Annotated in this window: 15 protein-coding genes, 9 tRNA genes and 1 pseudogene; 20 read left to right on the plus strand and 5 right to left on the minus strand. The window is 45.3% G+C overall.

Annotated elements, in window-relative coordinates:
• Positions 1-42: 42 nt before the first annotated feature.
• A pseudogene (locus AACQ21_RS03720) lies at positions 43-573 on the minus strand (ATPase, T2SS/T4P/T4SS family); the annotation flags it as partial.
• A 10-nt stretch (positions 574-583) separates the two neighbouring features.
• On the minus strand, positions 584-1,621 hold the full coding sequence (locus tag AACQ21_RS03725) for a type IV pilus twitching motility protein PilT (protein ID WP_013857819.1): 1,038 nt from the start codon (positions 1,619-1,621) through the stop codon (positions 584-586).
• Positions 1,622-1,646: 25 nt separating this feature from the next.
• Between AACQ21_RS03725 and AACQ21_RS03730 the strand changes: the two genes are divergently transcribed.
• The 7 genes from AACQ21_RS03730 (at position 1,647) to hemW (ending at position 6,381) form a co-directional block, all read left to right on the plus strand.
• Positions 1,647-2,348: a YggS family pyridoxal phosphate-dependent enzyme gene (locus AACQ21_RS03730; protein WP_105976324.1), complete on the plus strand. Its 702-nt coding sequence runs from the start codon at positions 1,647-1,649 to the stop codon at positions 2,346-2,348.
• A 61-nt stretch (positions 2,349-2,409) separates the two neighbouring features.
• Positions 2,410-3,228 carry a pyrroline-5-carboxylate reductase gene (proC, locus tag AACQ21_RS03735; protein WP_105976325.1) on the plus strand — a complete coding sequence of 273 codons (819 nt, stop codon included), beginning with the start codon at positions 2,410-2,412 and terminating at the stop codon, positions 3,226-3,228.
• A gap of 62 nt (positions 3,229-3,290) precedes the next feature.
• Entirely contained in the window at positions 3,291-3,848 is a 558-nt protein-coding gene (locus tag AACQ21_RS03740) for a YggT family protein (RefSeq protein WP_010320643.1), read from the plus strand.
• Positions 3,848-4,138: a DUF167 family protein YggU gene (gene yggU / locus AACQ21_RS03745; RefSeq protein WP_026028959.1), complete on the plus strand. Its 291-nt coding sequence runs from the start codon at positions 3,848-3,850 to the stop codon at positions 4,136-4,138. The genes AACQ21_RS03740 and yggU overlap by 1 nt, the downstream gene beginning before the upstream one ends.
• A 42-nt stretch (positions 4,139-4,180) precedes the next feature.
• Positions 4,181-4,612: a DUF4426 domain-containing protein gene (locus AACQ21_RS03750; RefSeq protein ID WP_013857823.1), complete on the plus strand. Its 432-nt coding sequence runs from the start codon at positions 4,181-4,183 to the stop codon at positions 4,610-4,612.
• Positions 4,613-4,624: 12 nt separating this feature from the next.
• A complete protein-coding gene (locus tag AACQ21_RS03755; protein ID WP_017042394.1) occupies positions 4,625-5,224 on the plus strand; it encodes an XTP/dITP diphosphatase in 600 nt (199 codons plus the stop codon).
• On the plus strand, positions 5,224-6,381 hold the full coding sequence (hemW, locus tag AACQ21_RS03760; protein ID WP_105976326.1) for a radical SAM family heme chaperone HemW: 1,158 nt from the start codon (positions 5,224-5,226) through the stop codon (positions 6,379-6,381). The genes AACQ21_RS03755 and hemW overlap by 1 nt, the downstream gene beginning before the upstream one ends.
• An 83-nt stretch (positions 6,382-6,464) precedes the next feature.
• Here the strand turns inward: hemW and glsB are convergent, their stop codons facing one another.
• Positions 6,465-7,385, minus strand: coding sequence for a glutaminase B (glsB, locus tag AACQ21_RS03765; RefSeq protein WP_026028230.1), 921 nt, complete (start codon positions 7,383-7,385; stop codon positions 6,465-6,467).
• Positions 7,386-7,528: 143 nt separating this feature from the next.
• Positions 7,529-8,248, minus strand: a complete 720-nt coding sequence (gene trmB / locus AACQ21_RS03770) for a tRNA (guanosine(46)-N7)-methyltransferase TrmB (protein WP_105976327.1) — start codon at positions 8,246-8,248, stop codon at positions 7,529-7,531.
• 175 nt (positions 8,249-8,423) lie between these two features.
• Here trmB and mutY point away from each other — a divergent pair, with 175 nt between their 5' ends.
• From mutY to AACQ21_RS03830, 12 genes are all read left to right on the plus strand, one after another.
• On the plus strand, positions 8,424-9,479 hold the full coding sequence (gene mutY / locus AACQ21_RS03775; protein ID WP_105976328.1) for an A/G-specific adenine glycosylase: 1,056 nt from the start codon (positions 8,424-8,426) through the stop codon (positions 9,477-9,479).
• Positions 9,480-9,500: 21 nt separating this feature from the next.
• Positions 9,501-9,773: an oxidative damage protection protein gene (locus tag AACQ21_RS03780; protein WP_010320634.1), complete on the plus strand. Its 273-nt coding sequence runs from the start codon at positions 9,501-9,503 to the stop codon at positions 9,771-9,773.
• 78 nt (positions 9,774-9,851) lie between these two features.
• Positions 9,852-10,982, plus strand: a complete 1,131-nt coding sequence (gene mltC / locus AACQ21_RS03785) for a membrane-bound lytic murein transglycosylase MltC (RefSeq protein WP_105976329.1) — start codon at positions 9,852-9,854, stop codon at positions 10,980-10,982.
• A 106-nt stretch (positions 10,983-11,088) separates the two neighbouring features.
• Positions 11,089-11,164 (plus strand) — tRNA-Phe (locus tag AACQ21_RS03790).
• 55 nt (positions 11,165-11,219) lie between these two features.
• Positions 11,220-11,295: transfer RNA gene (locus AACQ21_RS03795), tRNA-Thr, on the plus strand.
• Between the two features lie 6 nt (positions 11,296-11,301).
• A tRNA-Phe gene (locus AACQ21_RS03800) sits at positions 11,302-11,377 on the plus strand.
• A 36-nt stretch (positions 11,378-11,413) separates the two neighbouring features.
• Positions 11,414-11,489 (plus strand) — tRNA-Asn (locus AACQ21_RS03805).
• A gap of 386 nt (positions 11,490-11,875) precedes the next feature.
• Positions 11,876-11,951, plus strand: a tRNA-Phe gene (locus AACQ21_RS03810).
• A 55-nt stretch (positions 11,952-12,006) separates the two neighbouring features.
• A tRNA-Thr gene (locus AACQ21_RS03815) sits at positions 12,007-12,082 on the plus strand.
• Positions 12,083-12,097: 15 nt separating this feature from the next.
• Positions 12,098-12,173: transfer RNA gene (locus AACQ21_RS03820), tRNA-Asn, on the plus strand.
• 34 nt (positions 12,174-12,207) lie between these two features.
• Positions 12,208-12,283: transfer RNA gene (locus tag AACQ21_RS03825), tRNA-Thr, on the plus strand.
• 31 nt (positions 12,284-12,314) lie between these two features.
• A tRNA-Asn gene (locus AACQ21_RS03830) sits at positions 12,315-12,390 on the plus strand.
• A gap of 120 nt (positions 12,391-12,510) precedes the next feature.
• Here the strand turns inward: AACQ21_RS03830 and djlA are convergent.
• Positions 12,511-13,365 (minus strand): co-chaperone DjlA, encoded by an 855-nt coding sequence (djlA, locus tag AACQ21_RS03835; protein WP_105976330.1) that lies wholly within the window; start codon positions 13,363-13,365, stop codon positions 12,511-12,513.
• Positions 13,366-13,514: 149 nt separating this feature from the next.
• On the opposite strand from djlA, the gene lptD reads away from it, so the two are divergent.
• On the plus strand, positions 13,515-15,875 hold the full coding sequence (gene lptD, locus AACQ21_RS03840) for an LPS assembly protein LptD (RefSeq protein WP_105976331.1): 2,361 nt from the start codon (positions 13,515-13,517) through the stop codon (positions 15,873-15,875).
• Positions 15,876-15,889 lie beyond the last annotated feature (14 nt).

The following is a 15,889-nucleotide window of genomic DNA, read 5'->3' on the forward strand; positions in this document are numbered from 1 at the left end:
CAGAGAGTTTTTCAGAGCCACTTCGTAACTCTCGGTATCCTACCCTACTTCTCGCTGGGTCACAATGCAACGCTGATGCTCATGCACAAACTCAATCGGATCTTCCACCGTTAAAATATGCCCAGTTCGGTGCGAGTTACGATAACCCGTCATGGCCGCCATGGTGGTCGATTTGCCCGACCCCGTCGCGCCGACCACCAGCACCAGCCCACGCTTTGCAATCGAGAGATCTTGCAACACGCCCGGTAACTTTAATTCTTCAAAAGTGGGGATATGAGTTTCAATACGGCGGATCACCGCACCGGGCAGCTCACGCTGAAAAAAAGCACTGACACGAAAACGGCCAATCTCTCTCACCACTGCAAAATTGGCTTCACGTGTGCGTTGAAATTCACGGCGGCGATCCTCATCCATCATGGCATCTAACAACGCCATCACCTGCGTTTGGGATAACTTTTCGCCATGAGCTCTTAACTCTCCATCGACGCGAAATAACACTGGCGCTCCTACGGTGAGGTACAAGTCGGAAGCTTTTTGAGTCAACATACCCTCAAGACATTGGTTCAGTTCCATGAGCTCTCTCTTAAAATGGTGATGAATTGACTTCCAGTTTTTTCTGCACTTCTTCTTGATCGACAATACCTTGCGCAATCAACTGTTTAGAATTCTGTTCCATGGTTTGCATGCCATGCGCCGCACCCGTTTGGATGATGGAGTACATCTGCGCAACCTTATCCTCGCGGATCAAGTTACGAATCGCAGGAGTGGCAAGCATAATTTCATGACATGCGACGCGGCCCCCACCTAAACGTTTTAGCAACTTTTGCGCAATCACGGCTCGCAATGATTCAGAGAGCATTGAACGAACCATCTCTTTATCACTACCGGGAAACACATCAATGATCCGGTCGATGGTTTTCGCCGCAGAGCTGGTATGTAACGTGCCAAACACTAAATGCCCGGTTTCAGCCGCGGTTAACGCTAAGCTGATGGTTTCTTGATCGCGCAGCTCACCGACCAAGATTACATCCGGATCTTCGCGCAGCGCCGAGCGTAGCGCCGCTTTAAAACTGTGGGTATCTCGGTGTACTTCACGTTGGTTAACCAAACATTTATTGTTGCTATGCACAAACTCAATGGGGTCTTCAATGGTTAAAATGTGTTTGTTGTGATGAGAATTAATGTAATCAACCATTGCTGCCAGTGTGGTCGACTTACCCGACCCTGTTGGCCCAGTCACCAGCACCAATCCTTTCTCATAATTGGCGATTTTATTAAAAATGTCAGGCGCTTGTAGTTCTTCCAAGGTTGGGATCACCGTTGGAATCGTCCGGAAAACCGCAGAGCAGCCACGAGATTGATGGAAAGCATTGACACGAAAACGCCCTACATTAGGCAGCTCAAATGAGAAATCCACTTCCAGTTTCTCTTCAAATTCACTACGCTGAGCATCGTTCATGATCTCAAAAATCAAACGATGCACGTCAGCATGAGTAAAAGCAGGCACTCCGAGCTTTCTTACTTCACCATCTATCCGTACCATAGGTGGAACACCTGCAGATAGATGTAGATCCGAAGCGTTGTGCTTTACACTAAAATCCAGTAGCTCAGCGATATCCATTTAATTTCCTTAGTAAAGTCAGGCTATGAGTAGTATTCAACAAAACATCGAACAGATCACTTCACAAATTGAAAGTGCACAACAAAAGTGTGGACGCGCTCGAGAGAGAGTGCAACTTTTAGCGGTCAGTAAAACCAAACCTGTCGAGGCGATTCTAGAAGCGGCGCACGCTGGGCAACGTTTATTTGGTGAAAACTATGTGCAAGAAGGCGCGGATAAAGTTCAATACTTCAATACCTTGCACCCCGAACTGGATTTAGAATGGCACTTTATCGGCCCAATTCAGTCCAATAAATCGCGTATTGTGGCCGAGAACTTTGCTTGGGTGCATACGGTCGATCGAAGTAAAATTGCCCAGCGTTTAAATGATCAACGCCCGGTGGGCATGCCACCGCTACAAGTCCTGATTCAAGTCAACACAAGCGGCGAAAGCTCGAAATCGGGCATTGATGAACACGAAATAGTTGAGTTGGCAGAGTTGATATCCGCGTTGCCCAACCTCACGTTAAGAGGACTGATGTCTATTCCTGAGAATGTCCCCGATTACGCTGCGCAACTTGCCGCATTTCAAAAACTGGCGAGTTTACAAGCGCAATTGTCTGAACGTTTTTTAGGGTTAGATACGCTCTCAATGGGCATGAGTGGCGACATGCAAGCGGCGATTGAAGCTGGTAGCACTATGGTGAGGATCGGCACCGCTATTTTTGGTGCGCGTGATTACGCTTAGCACTGGCTTAACTATCAACCACACAATAATTAATCAGCGACAAGCAATTAGGGGTCAGCAGATGCAGCAGAGAAACATCACTTTTATCGGTGCAGGCAATATGGCCAAAGCAATTATTGCAGGCTTAGTCGCCAGCGGTTATCCGGCTGATAGAATTACCGCGACCGCACCGTCTGAAACAAGACGTAAGCCGCTGGAAAGTGCTTATGGCATTCACACCACCAGCGATAATCTTGCCGCAGCGCAGCAAGCCGATGTGGTGGTACTAGCGGTCAAACCGCAGTTGATGGCCAGTGTCTGTCAACCTTTGCAAGACATTGATTTTAGAAATAAGTTGGTGATCTCCATTGCAGCAGGTGTTTCTGCGGCGCGCCTTAATGAGATGCTGGCGACCGAACTACAACTAGTACGCGCCATGCCCAATACACCTTCGCTGATCAATCGAGGCATGAGCGGTCTATTTGCCGCTCCAAGCGTATCAGAGCAAGACAAACGCTTTACCGCACAATTGCTACAAGCCGTTGGTGAAGTGTGCTGGGTTGAAAACGAGTCCGCCATTAATGGCATCATCGCCGCCGCAGGCAGTGCGCCTGCCTACTTCTTTTTGTTTATGGAAGCGATGCAAAATGAAGCCATCGCTCAAGGCTTTGATAAAGAAACGGCCCGTTTGTTAGTACAACAAGCGGCGTTAGGCGCAGCCGAAATGGTGGTGGCAAACCCTGAGATTGAACTCTCGACATTGCGTGAACAAGTGACCTCCAAAGGCGGCACCACCGCCGAGGCGATTCGCACCTTTAACGAGCATCAACTTGCCAATATCGTTGCACAAGCGATGCAAGCGGCCATAACTCGTGCACAAGAAATGGAAAAACTGTTTTAATCCTAGTGGCGTTTCACTAAGCTATAGCGCAAACGACACTCTACTCATATTAAGGGCTAGCTATGAATTCAATGAGTTTTTTGATCTCCACCCTGTTTGATCTGTACATCATGGTCGTAATTTTACGCATCTGGTTACAAGCAGCGCGTGCCGATTTCTATAACCCATTCTCCCAGTTTATCGTCAAAGCAACGCAACCTGTGGTTGGCCCACTGCGCCGAGCGATTCCATCCATTGGTAGCCTAGATTTGGCTACGGTTCTCTTTGCGTACGTGCTGTGCGTATTGAAATTTATTGCCTTAATGCTGGTGGCATCAGGTGGTGCAGTTAGTTTTAGCGTCTACTTTTTATTCTTAGGCTTACTCTCGTTAGTCAAAGCCGCTGGCGGTTTGCTGTTCTGGGTGCTGTTGATCCGCGCTATTCTTAGTTGGGTTAGCCAAGGCCGCAGCCCGATTGAATACGTATTTCATCAATTAACCGAGCCGATGCTTGCGCCGATCCGCCGTATTCTACCGGCGATGGGTGGTTTTGATTTAAGTGTATTGGTGCTGTTTATTGTGCTGCAGTTTGCTAACTTCCTAATGGGCGATTTTATTGGCCCAGTATGGTATCAGTTGTAATGTCATCTGCTGTTTGGCAAGAGGGAGAGGATCTAATCCTCAAACTCTACATCCAACCCAAAGCAAGCCGCGATAGTATCGTCGGCTTGCATGGTGAGGAGCTCAAAATTGCCATCACAGCCCCGCCTGTTGATGGCAAAGCCAACGCGCATTTAACCAAATTCTTGGCCAAACAATTTAAAGTCGCCAAAGGTTTAATCGAGATAGAAAAAGGGGAATTGGGACGTCATAAACAAGTCCGAATTCATTCACCTCAAGTGATACCAGAGCCGATTGAAGCCATCTTGTGATGGCTTTTTATTTAGCCCACTCTGTTTTGTAAGGAGCACCACATGCGTAAATGGATGATAGCGTTTGTTATAGCCTTTATTTCGCTACCCACACTCGCCGAGCAGTTTCAAACCATCAAGAATGTTGAAGTTCACTACTCAGCTTTCAACTCAACATTTTTAACGCCACAAGTGGCGCGCAGTTATCAGTTAAAACGTAATGGTTACTCAGCTATTTTAAACATCAGCGTATTAGATAACTCGGCCTTAGGTAAACCAGCTATGGAAGCGACACTCAAAGGCAATGCAAAAAACCTAATCGGTCAGGTACGTGAACTTGAATTTAAACAATTCAAAGAGGGCAACGCGATTTATTACCTCGCTGAATTCCCCATTACCAATGAAGAGAATTTGAGTTTTGACATTGAGGTTGATGCGGGCTTAAAAGGCACCGGTAAGCTTAAATTCACCCAAAAATTCTACGTCGAAGAATAGAGAAACAGTGCAATGAAAAAAATAGTATTAGCCACAGGAAACCAAGGCAAAGTGCGCGAAATGGCTGATCTGCTGGTTGATTTCGGTTTTGATGTGGTGGCGCAAACAGAATTAAACGTCCCAGAAGCCGAAGAGACTGGCACCACCTTTATTGAAAATGCGATCATCAAAGCACGACATGCTGCCAAAATCACTGGCTTACCTGCGATTGCCGATGACTCCGGCTTAGAAGTGGATTATCTGCAAGGTGCTCCGGGAATTTACTCGGCGCGCTACGCTGGTGAAAATGCCAGTGACCAACAAAACCTAGAAAAATTATTAGCGGCAATGGAAGGCGTACCAGACGAACAACGCACCGCTCGTTTTCATTGCGTGCTGGTTTTCATGCGTCACGAAAATGACCCAACACCATTGGTCTGCCATGGTACGTGGCAAGGTCGCATCTTGCACCAAGCTCACGGCAGTAACGGTTTTGGTTATGATCCGATCTTCTTTGTCCCTGAAGATAACTGCGCTTCAGCAGAACTGCTACCTGCACGTAAAAAGCAGCTTTCACATCGTGGCAAAGCGCTAAAAATGCTATTTAAAACCTTAAGCGAGCAAAATTCATAATGTTGCAACCACCCGCGCTGAGTTTGTACGTGCACATCCCGTGGTGTGTACAAAAATGCCCCTATTGTGATTTTAACTCTCACGCGCTAAAGCACGATATTCCTGAACGTGAATACATTGATGCGCTATTGGAGGATCTCGATACCGATATCGCCAAATACCGCCTTGCAGACCATCCTCGCCCATTGCATTCCATTTTTATTGGCGGTGGTACACCGAGTCTTTTTTCTGCTGAAGGTATTGCTCGCCTGCTGCAAGGCATTGAAGCGCGTATTACGTTTAAGCCTGGGATTGAAATCACCATGGAGGCCAACCCGGGCACGGTAGAAGCTGACCGTTTTGTTGGATATCGACAAGCAGGGGTGACGCGCATCTCGATTGGTGTACAAAGTTTTGAGCCACAAAAACTGGCACGTTTAGGGCGAATTCATGGTCAGCAAGAAGCGGTTAATGCCGCTCAATTAGCTCATCAAATCGGCTTAAACAGCTTCAACTTAGATTTGATGCATGGCTTACCCGATCAAAACTGTGAACAAGCGCTGGCCGATTTAGACAAAGCGATTGCACTAAACCCACCTCATCTTTCTTGGTATCAACTGACCATTGAACCTAATACGGTTTTCTACTTTAAACCGCCTACTTTGCCAGATGATGACGCACTGTGGGATATTTTCGAGTTGGGTCACCAAAAATTGGCCGCCGCTGGGTACGTGCAGTATGAAATTTCTGGCTATAGCAAACCCGGCTATCAATGCCAACACAACTTAAATTACTGGCGCTTTGGTGATTATCTGGGGATTGGTTGTGGCGCGCATGGCAAGCTCAGCTTTAACGATGGGCGTATTGTACGCACCACTAAGGTGAAGCATCCGCGTGGCTATCTCAATTTACTCAAACCTTACTTGGATGACGAATTTGAAGTCGCCGCTGCGGATCGCCCTTTTGAATTCTTCATGAACCGCTTTCGCTTGATGGAACCTTGTCCGAAACAAGACTTTGTTGAAACAACTGGATTAAGTTTAAGCGTTATTCAACCAACGATAGATTGGGCACTAGCCGAACACTATTTAACGCAAACCGAAAGTCACTGGCAAATCACAGAAAAAGGAAAACTGTTTCTTAATGACTTGCTCGAAGCCTTTATGGCTGACGACTAAAAAGATAAACCCAACAGAGATTGGCTAACCTAATCGGTAGCCAATCTTTTGCCAAAAACACGGGCTGTCAGAAAATATTGAACTTAAAAGATAGAGCGACCAATACGCTCAGCCAAGAGTTCTAACATCTTAGTGCCCGCTAAAGAATTACCTGACGCATCAAGCTCTGGCGACCAAACCGCAATCGTCATCTCCCCAGGAACAACAGCAATAATACCGCCACCTACGCCCGATTTACCCGGCATGCCAACACGATAAGCGAACTCTCCTGCGCCATCATACAAACCGCAAGTCGCCAATAACGCATTGATCTGCTTACTTTGTGTCGGCGTTACTATCGCTTCCTTGGTATGCACGGACACCCCTTTATTCGCCAGATAACTGAAGGTTTTCGCTAATTGAACACAGCTCATTTTAAGTGAACAAGCGTGAAAATAGTTGTGCAGCACCGGGATAACGTCATTATCGAAATTACCAAACGATCGCATCAAATAGGCGATGGCAGCATTGCGATCGCTGTGCATCATTTCTGAAGCCGCTACCACTTTGTCGTATACGATGCCCTCTTCACCCGACAACTGACGTACAAACTCCAGTAAGCGCTGCCGAGGGGCTGATAAACGGCTATGCAGCATATCCGCCACCACAATAGCTCCAGCATTGATAAAAGGGTTACGCGGAATGCCCTGCTCCATTTCAAGCTGGATCATCGAATTAAACGCTTGGCCTGAAGGCTCTTTTCCGACACGAAGCCATAGCTCTTCTGGTTTATAAAGCATCATAGCAAGCGTTAAGCTCAAAGCTTTAGAGATGGATTGAATTGAGAATCCTTCCGTGGCATCTCCAGCCGAAATCACTTCACCTTGATTGGTGTAAACCGCGATCGCCAGCTTGTTATTCGGTACTTTGGCTAAAGCAGGAATGTAATCGGCGACTTTTCCTTTGCCGATCAGTGGGCGAACCTCACACAAAATATCAGCAAGTAGATTGGGTGTTAGCTTCATGGGTGACTTTACCTCGGGTGAGAAATGTTTTTCTCTATTTTTATAATGATTTTCGTAGGGCGCTAAGGCCGAAAAAGCCAACATTACAACAATGTTGGCTTTTCTTTAATCGCTAATTTTGTTGCAGCAATAAAAGTGAGTCGTTACGCGGTGCGTTTATATTTTATATCCCACACACCATGACCTAAACGGTGACCACGCGCTTCAAATTTAGTCAAAGGACGTTCTTCTGGACGAGGAATATAGTCACCTTCTGCGGCAATATTGGCAAAGCCCGGCGCTTGATTCATCACTTCAATCATATGCTCAGCGTAGTTTTCCCAATCGGTCGCCATATGAAAGATGCCCTCTTCCATTTTTAGTTTTTGACGTACCATTTCCGCAAATTCTAACTGCACAATACGGCGCTTGTGGTGACGTTTTTTGTGCCAAGGATCAGGGAAGAACAGTTGCAGTGTATGCAGGCTACCATCAGGGATCATGTGTTCAAACACTTCCACTGCATCATGGCACATCACGCGTAAATTAGTCACGCCAGCATCACGAGCGGCTGACAAACAGGCGCCAACACCTGGGCTATGCACTTCAATACCAAAGAAGTTTTTTTGCGGTACATTTTTAGCCATTTCAACTAATGAAGCGCCCATACCAAAACCGATTTCTAAAACCACCGGGTTATCGTTACCAAAAACCGCCGCCCAATCGAGCAATTGTGGCTGGAAATCAATACCCATTGTTGGCCAACATTCATTCATTGCCGCTTCTTGGCCTTTGGTTAATCGACCCTCACGACGAACGAAACTACGGATTCGACGCAGTATTTTGCCTTCTTCGGTATATTCGTTGGTGGTTACTTCACTCATTGATCTTGCCTGCACATTGATTAATCAAAGCGGGGATTATCCAAAGAATTATTCTCGGTGCAAGTGTTATCGAAATAAACTTGTTGGATAAATCCACACAATTTGTCCGTTTTACAACGTCACATTTATGTGGTGCAATTTTGCTCCACTAAAACTATAAACCAAAGAGCCTGTCGTGACACCTTTCGCTAACGCCATTTTAAAATGGTATGACGCCTATGGGCGCAAACATTTGCCGTGGCAACAAAACAAAACGGCCTACAGCGTTTGGCTGTCGGAAATTATGCTCCAACAAACTCAAGTCGCCACGGTGATCCCTTATTTCGAACGCTTCATGCAACGCTTTCCAACCGTGATTGATTTGGCCAATGCAGAACAAGACGAGGTACTGCACCTATGGACCGGCCTTGGTTATTACGCACGTGCGCGCAATCTACACAAAGCAGCCAAAATAGTGGCCAGCGAATATGGCGGTGAGTTTCCCCTTGATATCGAACAGATGAATGCTCTACCGGGTATTGGCCGCTCAACCGCTGCGGCGGTGCTTTCTTCGGTTTATAAGCAGCCGCACGCCATTTTAGATGGTAACGTAAAGCGTACTTTAGCCCGCTGCTTTGCTGTCGAAGGCTGGCCGGGGCAAAAAAAGGTTGAAACTCAGTTGTGGCAACATGCCGAACAAAATACGCCAGCGCAAGATGTTGATAAATATAACCAAGCCATGATGGATATGGGGGCGATGGTCTGCACACGCAGCAAACCGAAATGCACGCTCTGCCCAGTTGAATCTTTTTGCATCGCCAATAAACAAAATAACCCACTCGATTATCCGGGCAAAAAACCAAAAACAGACAAACCAACCAAACAAACCTGGTTTGTGATGCTGCACCATAACCATCAAGTATGGTTAGAACAGCGCCCTCAAAGTGGAATTTGGGGTGGATTATTTTGCTTCCCTGAAAACTCCAATAGTGCCATCGAAGATCAACTTGATCACAGAGCCATCAAAGAGAGCGCTATCCGCTCTATTCGCCCACTCATCGCTTTTCGCCACACGTTTAGCCATTATCATTTAGAGATCACACCGATCTTGGTGGAGTTATCTCAACAACCGAACATCATCATGGAAGCAAGCAAAGGTCTTTGGTATAACTTAGCCCAACCGGAACAAATCGGCTTAGCCGCTCCTGTAAAACAGTTGCTAGAAAGCCTTCCATTTGAAATTAACCCTTAAAACACCGAAGAGGAAGTGACCATGAGCCGCACTGTATTTTGTGCTCGACTAAATAAAGAAGCCGACGGTTTGGATTTTCAACTGTACCCAGGTGAATTGGGTAAACGTATTTTTGACAACATCTCAAAAGAGGCTTGGGCACAATGGCAGCATAAGCAAACCATGCTGATCAACGAGAAAAAACTCAATATGATGGACCCTGAACATCGTAAATTGCTGGAAACCGAAATGACCAACTTCCTATTTGAAGGAAAAGAGGTCCATATCGAAGGCTACACGCCACCAAGCAAATAAGAGATACCTTATTTATTTCTAGGATAATCAATGACATCATGGTAAACGCTCTGATGTCATTTTTGTATTGGGAAGATAATGAGAAAGCTGACTTACTTTTTTATTGCAATGCTACTGGCCGGTTGTAGCCGAGAATTAGTTGAACGCATATACAGCGTCGACTACGAGCCGACTAACCGTTTTGCCAAAAACTTAGCGCAATTACCCGGGCAATTTGTCAAAGATACTGCCGCCTTAGATACACTGATCAGCAGTTTTTCTGGCAACATTGAGAAACGTTGGGGCAGTAAAGAGATCAAAGTCGCCGGTAAAAGCAACTATGTAAAATACATCGATAATTACCTGAGTCGTTCCGAAGTCAATTTCTCCACGGGAACCATTATTATCGAAACAGTTTCCCCAACTGACCCCAAAAAACATCTGCGCAATGCCATTATTACCACTTTGCTCACGCCTGATGATCCCGCACACGTTGACCTTTTCTCTTCACAAAATATCGAATTGAATGGTCAGCCATTTTTGTACAACCAAGTGCTTGATCAAGATAAACAACCGATCCAGTGGGGTTGGCGCGCGAATCGATTTGCTGATTATCTTATTGAAAATAAATTAAAAGTTAAGAACGTTGATTTCAAAAAAGCCTACTATGTGGAAATTCCTATGGTAGCGGATCATGCCTCTAAACGAGGTTATAAATACGCCGACATCGTGCACCGAGCCTCGAAAAAATATAACATTCCCGAAGATCTGATCTACGCGATCATAAAAACTGAAAGTAGCTTTAACCCCTACGCCGTCAGTTGGGCCAATGCGTATGGCTTGATGCAAGTGGTTCCTAAAACCGCAGGTCGAGATGTTTTTAAACTGGTCAAAAATAAATCTGGTGAGCCCAGTCCTGAATATCTGTTTGATCCCGAAAAAAATATTGATACGGGAACGGCCTATTTTTATATTCTAAAAAACCGCTACCTCAAAGAGGTCAGCCATCCAACGTCACTCGAATACAGTATGATTTCGGCCTACAACGGCGGTACAGGGGGAGTACTGAATACCTTTAGCAAAGATAGGAAACGAGCGATGAGGGACTTAAATTCACTGCAACCCAATCAAGTCTATTGGGCGCTGACCCAAAAACACCCTAATGCTGAATCGAGAAGGTACTTAGAAAAAGTAACAAAATTCAAAAAGGAATTTAACGCAGGTGGATAAAAAAGCGCAGCTTTGTCTAAATTCGCAGCAAACAAACCGTTTTTTCAAAAAATTTCCAAAAAGCAGTTGACGATTGAAGGGAAAATCCGTTTAATAGCGCTCCGTTGCCCGGATAGCTCAGTCGGTAGAGCAGAGGATTGAAAATCCTCGTGTCGGTGGTTCGATTCCGCCTCCGGGCACCACAAATTAAATTGTTGGTGCTTTTGTTAAAGTAGCAGCAAGCAATAAATAAAGTGCGCCGACTTAGCTCAGTAGGTAGAGCAACTGACTTGTAATCAGTAGGTCACCAGTTCGATTCCGGTAGTCGGCACCATTTATTGCCTCGATAGCTCAGTCGGTAGAGCAGAGGATTGAAAATCCTCGTGTCGGTGGTTCGATTCCGCCTCGAGGCACCATTATTTGGTGCGAAGTCTTAGACTTACACAGATAATTCCCCCTTAGTTCAGTCGGTAGAACGGCGGACTGTTAATCCGTATGTCGCAAGTTCAAGTCTTGCAGGGGGAGCCACTTTTAAAGCCAAGTCTAACGACTTGGCTTTTTTATTACCTGTCATATTTATCCAATCCCCTCTACCTCTACAGCGATTACCTCTACAACGATTAAATTATGGGTCAGTCCATTTTCCGTCAAAAACTAAAACCAGTCTGGTGAGTTTGCTCCTTTAGTGTAACCAAGCGGATAAACGTGTGTTTTTCAACGCGCTTTTATTCGCTATTTGCTCCATTCAAAGCTCCTATTTTCTTTTCAACGCCTCTTTCCCTATCTAATCTGACACTAATTTTTAACGAAAATGGGCAAAAACGAGTCACTAAGTATAGAAAAACAACAAACGACATTTTTTTTGCATTTTACTGTTGACGTTAAATGCGAAAAACCTTTTAATACACCCCGTCGCCCGGATAGCTCAGTCGGTAGAGCAGAGGATTGAAAATCCTCGTGTCGGTGGTTCGATTCCGCCTCCGGGCACCACAGTTTCTAAATTGTTGGTGCCTAGCACAGACAATAAAATTAAAGATAAAAATGTGCCGACTTAGCTCAGTAGGTAGAGCAACTGACTTGTAATCAGTAGGTCACCAGTTCGACTCCGGTAGTCGGCACCATTCTTTAAAACCTGTTCCCCCTTAGTTCAGTCGGTAGAACGGCGGACTGTTAATCCGTATGTCGCAAGTTCAAGTCTTGCAGGGGGAGCCACTTTTCATCAATGAGCACTGCTTATTGATTCGGCGCCGACTTAGCTCAGTAGGTAGAGCAACTGACTTGTAATCAGTAGGTCACCAGTTCGACTCCGGTAGTCGGCACCATTTATCTGCATAAGATAAGCAAACATTCTGTTCCCCCTTAGTTCAGTCGGTAGAACGGCGGACTGTTAATCCGTATGTCGCAAGTTCAAGTCTTGCAGGGGGAGCCACTTTCTAAAGCCAAGTTTTCAAACTTGGCTTTTTTGTGTCTTGCGTATGCTCATAATAAAAAGAGCCAGTTTGCACCAGCTCAATCGATTGGAACGTTCGCGGTAATTCACGATAGCCGGTTACTTAAAACCCTTCTCTTTCTTAATCAAATCGTACGCATTTTGGATCTCTTGCGATTTTTCTTTCGCAACGTTCATCATCTCTGGTGGTAAGCCTTTGGCCATCAATTTATCTGGGTGATGCTCATTCATCAATTTGCGATAGGCACGTTTAATATCTTTAGCATCCGCATCTTTACTCACGCCTAACACATCGTAAGCATCAGTGAGGCGTTCAGCTTGCGCGGCTTGTTGCCACTGCCCAGATTGCTGGTAGCCTTGTTGTTGGCCACCAAAATTTCCGCCTTGTTGAAAACGAAAGGCCGCTTCTTGCATACGCAAGCGTCTTTCCAGTTGATCGGATGAGAAACCCAAACTACGAGCGATTTTGTGCAGTACATTGCGCTCGCTAGGGTGAACATCCCCATCGGCAAACGCGGCTGATATTTGCAATTCGAGGAAAAATTGCAACAAGTCAAAGCGTCCACCCGTCGAAAGGCGCACACGCTCCAACACTTCCTCTAAAGGAAAACCACTCTCTTTCCCCTCACGAAACGCATCTTGAGCCGCTTTACGTTGCTCACCATGTAAGTTCATACGCTCCATCATGATGGTAGCTAGCTGGATCTCTTCTTTGGTGACTTGCCCTTTCGCTTTAGCAACATGGCCCATGACCGCGAAAGCGGCTTTAAAAAATTCGTCTTGTCGCTCAGTTTGGCTTGGCCCTGAACCAAATGAGCTAGTTTTAAACCCCGCTTGATTCAAACGACGAGCTTTATCAAATTGATGCCCGAGAAACAAACCAAAAAAGGCGCCAAACGGTCCTCCAAATAAGAAGCCAAAAAAAGCGCCAAGAATTTTGCCAAAAATATGCATTATGTGCTCTCAATCTATGAATTTTTCAGGAGTAAAGCGGTCTGATAGTGCCGGGAGCTTCAATTTCCTTTATGATAAGAAACGTTTTATTTTACATTCGGCCATCCATCTTCCGAATCAATCAAGTTCAAACAGGATAGTACAACTCGATGTCATGTTTTTCCCGCACCTTGTTAGCCGCTTCAATTAGCGCAGCTCTTTTTGTGCCACAGACTCAAGCAGAAGCTATGTTAGACAATAGTGTGCAGGAAATGCCCGCTATAGATCAATGTTTGATCAACGAACCTGAAGCAGAAAACTCAAGTCAGCAACCGATTAATGTCGAGGCTGATACGCTAGAAGCCGTGAACGGTGAACGCGCAAACTACTCAGGCAATGTGGTCGTTGTTCAAGGTAAAAAACGCATTCTAGCGGATACCGTTACCCTGCATCAGAAAGATAATATTGTGGTTGCGCAAGGTAATGTCAACTTCAGTGACGGTGAAGTAAGGACCATTTCTGACAAAGCCACCAACAATCTTAATACGGATTTAATGACATTAGAGAACACAAAATATCAATTTTTGTGTGAACCCGGCCGCGGTGAAGCTGTGTATATTTCCAAAACGGGTAAGGCCGTTTATGAGATAGAAGATGGTTCGATTACCTCTTGCCCTGAAGGCAATAATGCATGGCGATTGAAAGCATCCAGCATTGATATTGACCAAAATGAAGAGCAAGCCACTTTTTATAATCCGCGCTTCGAGATTCAAAATATTCCGATTTTTTATCTGCCATTTCTTACGGTGCCGATTGGCGACACACGTAAAACGGGATTTTTATACCCTACCGTTTCTTACGGTTCTAGCGATGGTTTTGAAGCCCAAGTGCCTATTTATTGGAACTTAGCGCCAAACTATGACCTAGAAACGACCTTTAAATATATGCAAGAACGCGGTACGCAATTAAACAGTGAATTCCGTTATCTGAATGATTTTGGTACAGGTAACATTAAATCTGAATATTTACCTGATGATCAAAAATATCCGGAAAAGGGCAGCCGCTGGGGCTTCCAATACCAACACAGTGGTATTTTCAACCAAGCTTGGAAGTTTGAAATTGACTACTCTCAAGTCAGTGACATTAGCTACTTTAGTGATTTAGACTCAGGTATCGGTAACCGAGAAGATGGTCAGCTTATCCAAGAAGGTAAAGCCACCTACCGGACCCACAATTGGGATTCATCGATACTGGTTCGCGACTTTCAGCTGCTTACAGAAGACAAAACTAGCACCAACCAACCCTATCGCTTGATGCCACAGATTGCGTTTAATTACTATGCGCCCGAATTATTACCGTATTTGAACTTTGATGTGGTGAGCCATCTATCGCGTTTTGAAACCGATGCAAGAGGAAAACCTGCAGCCACCCGAGCGCACATTGAACCGGGCTTTACTATTCCTCTCAGTAACACCTGGGGCACTTGGACAACCGAAGCGCGAGTGCTTGGTACTTATTACCAACAAGATCTCAGCGGTGTTGACCTCAATTCGGATAACTATAAAGACCTAAAAGAGAGCGTTTCACGCATCATTCCGGAATTTAGAACTCATGCGGGATTAGTACTGGAAAGAGATACGGTTCTGTTTGATGATTATACGCAGACACTTGAGCCGCAGATTCAGTACCTGTACGTACCGAGAGAAGATCAGCGCAATATCGGGCTGTACGATACAACGCTACTGCAAACCGATTATTATGGTTTATTCCGCAGCCGTAAATACAGTGGTGTCGATTATATTGCCCCAGCAAATCAGATCAGCTACGGTGCCTCTTCACGGTTTTTCGACGACCAGTATAAAGAACGTTTAAATATCTCTTTTGGCCAGATTTTTTACCTCAAAAAAGATCTCAAGAATTCCTCCCCTAATGAGGGAGATAATTCAGCCAACACTTCCAACTATTCGGCTTGGGCCGTCGAAATGGACTTCAACTATGATGATTTACTCTTCTACCATGGCGGGGTTCAGTACGACATTGACAGCAGTACGATGCAGCTCGCCAACAGCACTCTAGAGTATCGGGTTGGCTCTAGCTATATTCAAACTAACTATCGCTATGTAACTAAAGACTATATAGAAAACACCGTTGACTTTAATACCAGTGGAATAACAAAAGACGGGATATCTCAAGTAGGTTTGCTGGCTCGCTACAAGATCTCTAAAAAATGGAATGCCCGCGGACAGTACTTCTACGATTTAACCACAGAAAAGGACTTAGAGTGGCTAGCTAACCTAAGCTACACCTCAGATTGTTGGTATATTGGTTTTACTTATAGTAATCAACTGCGGAAATGGGATGGTGATTTTGTTACTGACCCTAATGCTACGCCACTCTACGAAAATAACTTTAGTTTGAACTTTGGTATTGTCGGTTTTGGCACCACGATTGGTGCAGGTTCCGGAATGACGGGCGTAGACAGCGCTGGAAATTCATTAAGTTATGGTCGTCCATTTTTCCTAAACAACTAATTTATTCGGTCTTT

It is taken from the genome of Vibrio sp. V01_P9A10T6 (genome assembly GCF_963877065.1).
GTDB lineage: Bacteria > Pseudomonadota > Gammaproteobacteria > Enterobacterales > Vibrionaceae > Vibrio > Vibrio anguillarum.

What these genes read in the sequence shown, in the direction of transcription:
- proC (WP_105976325.1), top strand. Translation starts at nt 2,410, where the DNA reads ATGCAGCAGAGAAACATCACTTTTATCGGTGCAGGCAATATGGCCAAA.
- yggU (WP_026028959.1), top strand. Translation starts at nt 3,848, where the DNA reads ATGTCATCTGCTGTTTGGCAAGAGGGAGAGGATCTAATCCTCAAACTC.
- lptD (WP_105976331.1), top strand. Translation starts at nt 13,515, where the DNA reads ATGTCATGTTTTTCCCGCACCTTGTTAGCCGCTTCAATTAGCGCAGCT.
- AACQ21_RS03780 (WP_010320634.1), top strand. Translation starts at nt 9,501, where the DNA reads ATGAGCCGCACTGTATTTTGTGCTCGACTAAATAAAGAAGCCGACGGT.
- glsB (WP_026028230.1), bottom strand. Translation starts at nt 7,385, where the DNA reads ATGAAGCTAACACCCAATCTACTTGCTGATATTTTGTGTGAGGTTCGC.
- AACQ21_RS03750 (WP_013857823.1), top strand. Translation starts at nt 4,181, where the DNA reads ATGCGTAAATGGATGATAGCGTTTGTTATAGCCTTTATTTCGCTACCC.
- AACQ21_RS03730 (WP_105976324.1), top strand. Translation starts at nt 1,647, where the DNA reads ATGAGTAGTATTCAACAAAACATCGAACAGATCACTTCACAAATTGAA.
- djlA (WP_105976330.1), bottom strand. Translation starts at nt 13,365, where the DNA reads ATGCATATTTTTGGCAAAATTCTTGGCGCTTTTTTTGGCTTCTTATTT.
- mltC (WP_105976329.1), top strand. Translation starts at nt 9,852, where the DNA reads ATGAGAAAGCTGACTTACTTTTTTATTGCAATGCTACTGGCCGGTTGT.
- trmB (WP_105976327.1), bottom strand. Translation starts at nt 8,248, where the DNA reads ATGAGTGAAGTAACCACCAACGAATATACCGAAGAAGGCAAAATACTG.
- hemW (WP_105976326.1), top strand. Translation starts at nt 5,224, where the DNA reads ATGTTGCAACCACCCGCGCTGAGTTTGTACGTGCACATCCCGTGGTGT.
- AACQ21_RS03755 (WP_017042394.1), top strand. Translation starts at nt 4,625, where the DNA reads ATGAAAAAAATAGTATTAGCCACAGGAAACCAAGGCAAAGTGCGCGAA.
- AACQ21_RS03725 (WP_013857819.1), bottom strand. Translation starts at nt 1,621, where the DNA reads ATGGATATCGCTGAGCTACTGGATTTTAGTGTAAAGCACAACGCTTCG.
- AACQ21_RS03740 (WP_010320643.1), top strand. Translation starts at nt 3,291, where the DNA reads ATGAATTCAATGAGTTTTTTGATCTCCACCCTGTTTGATCTGTACATC.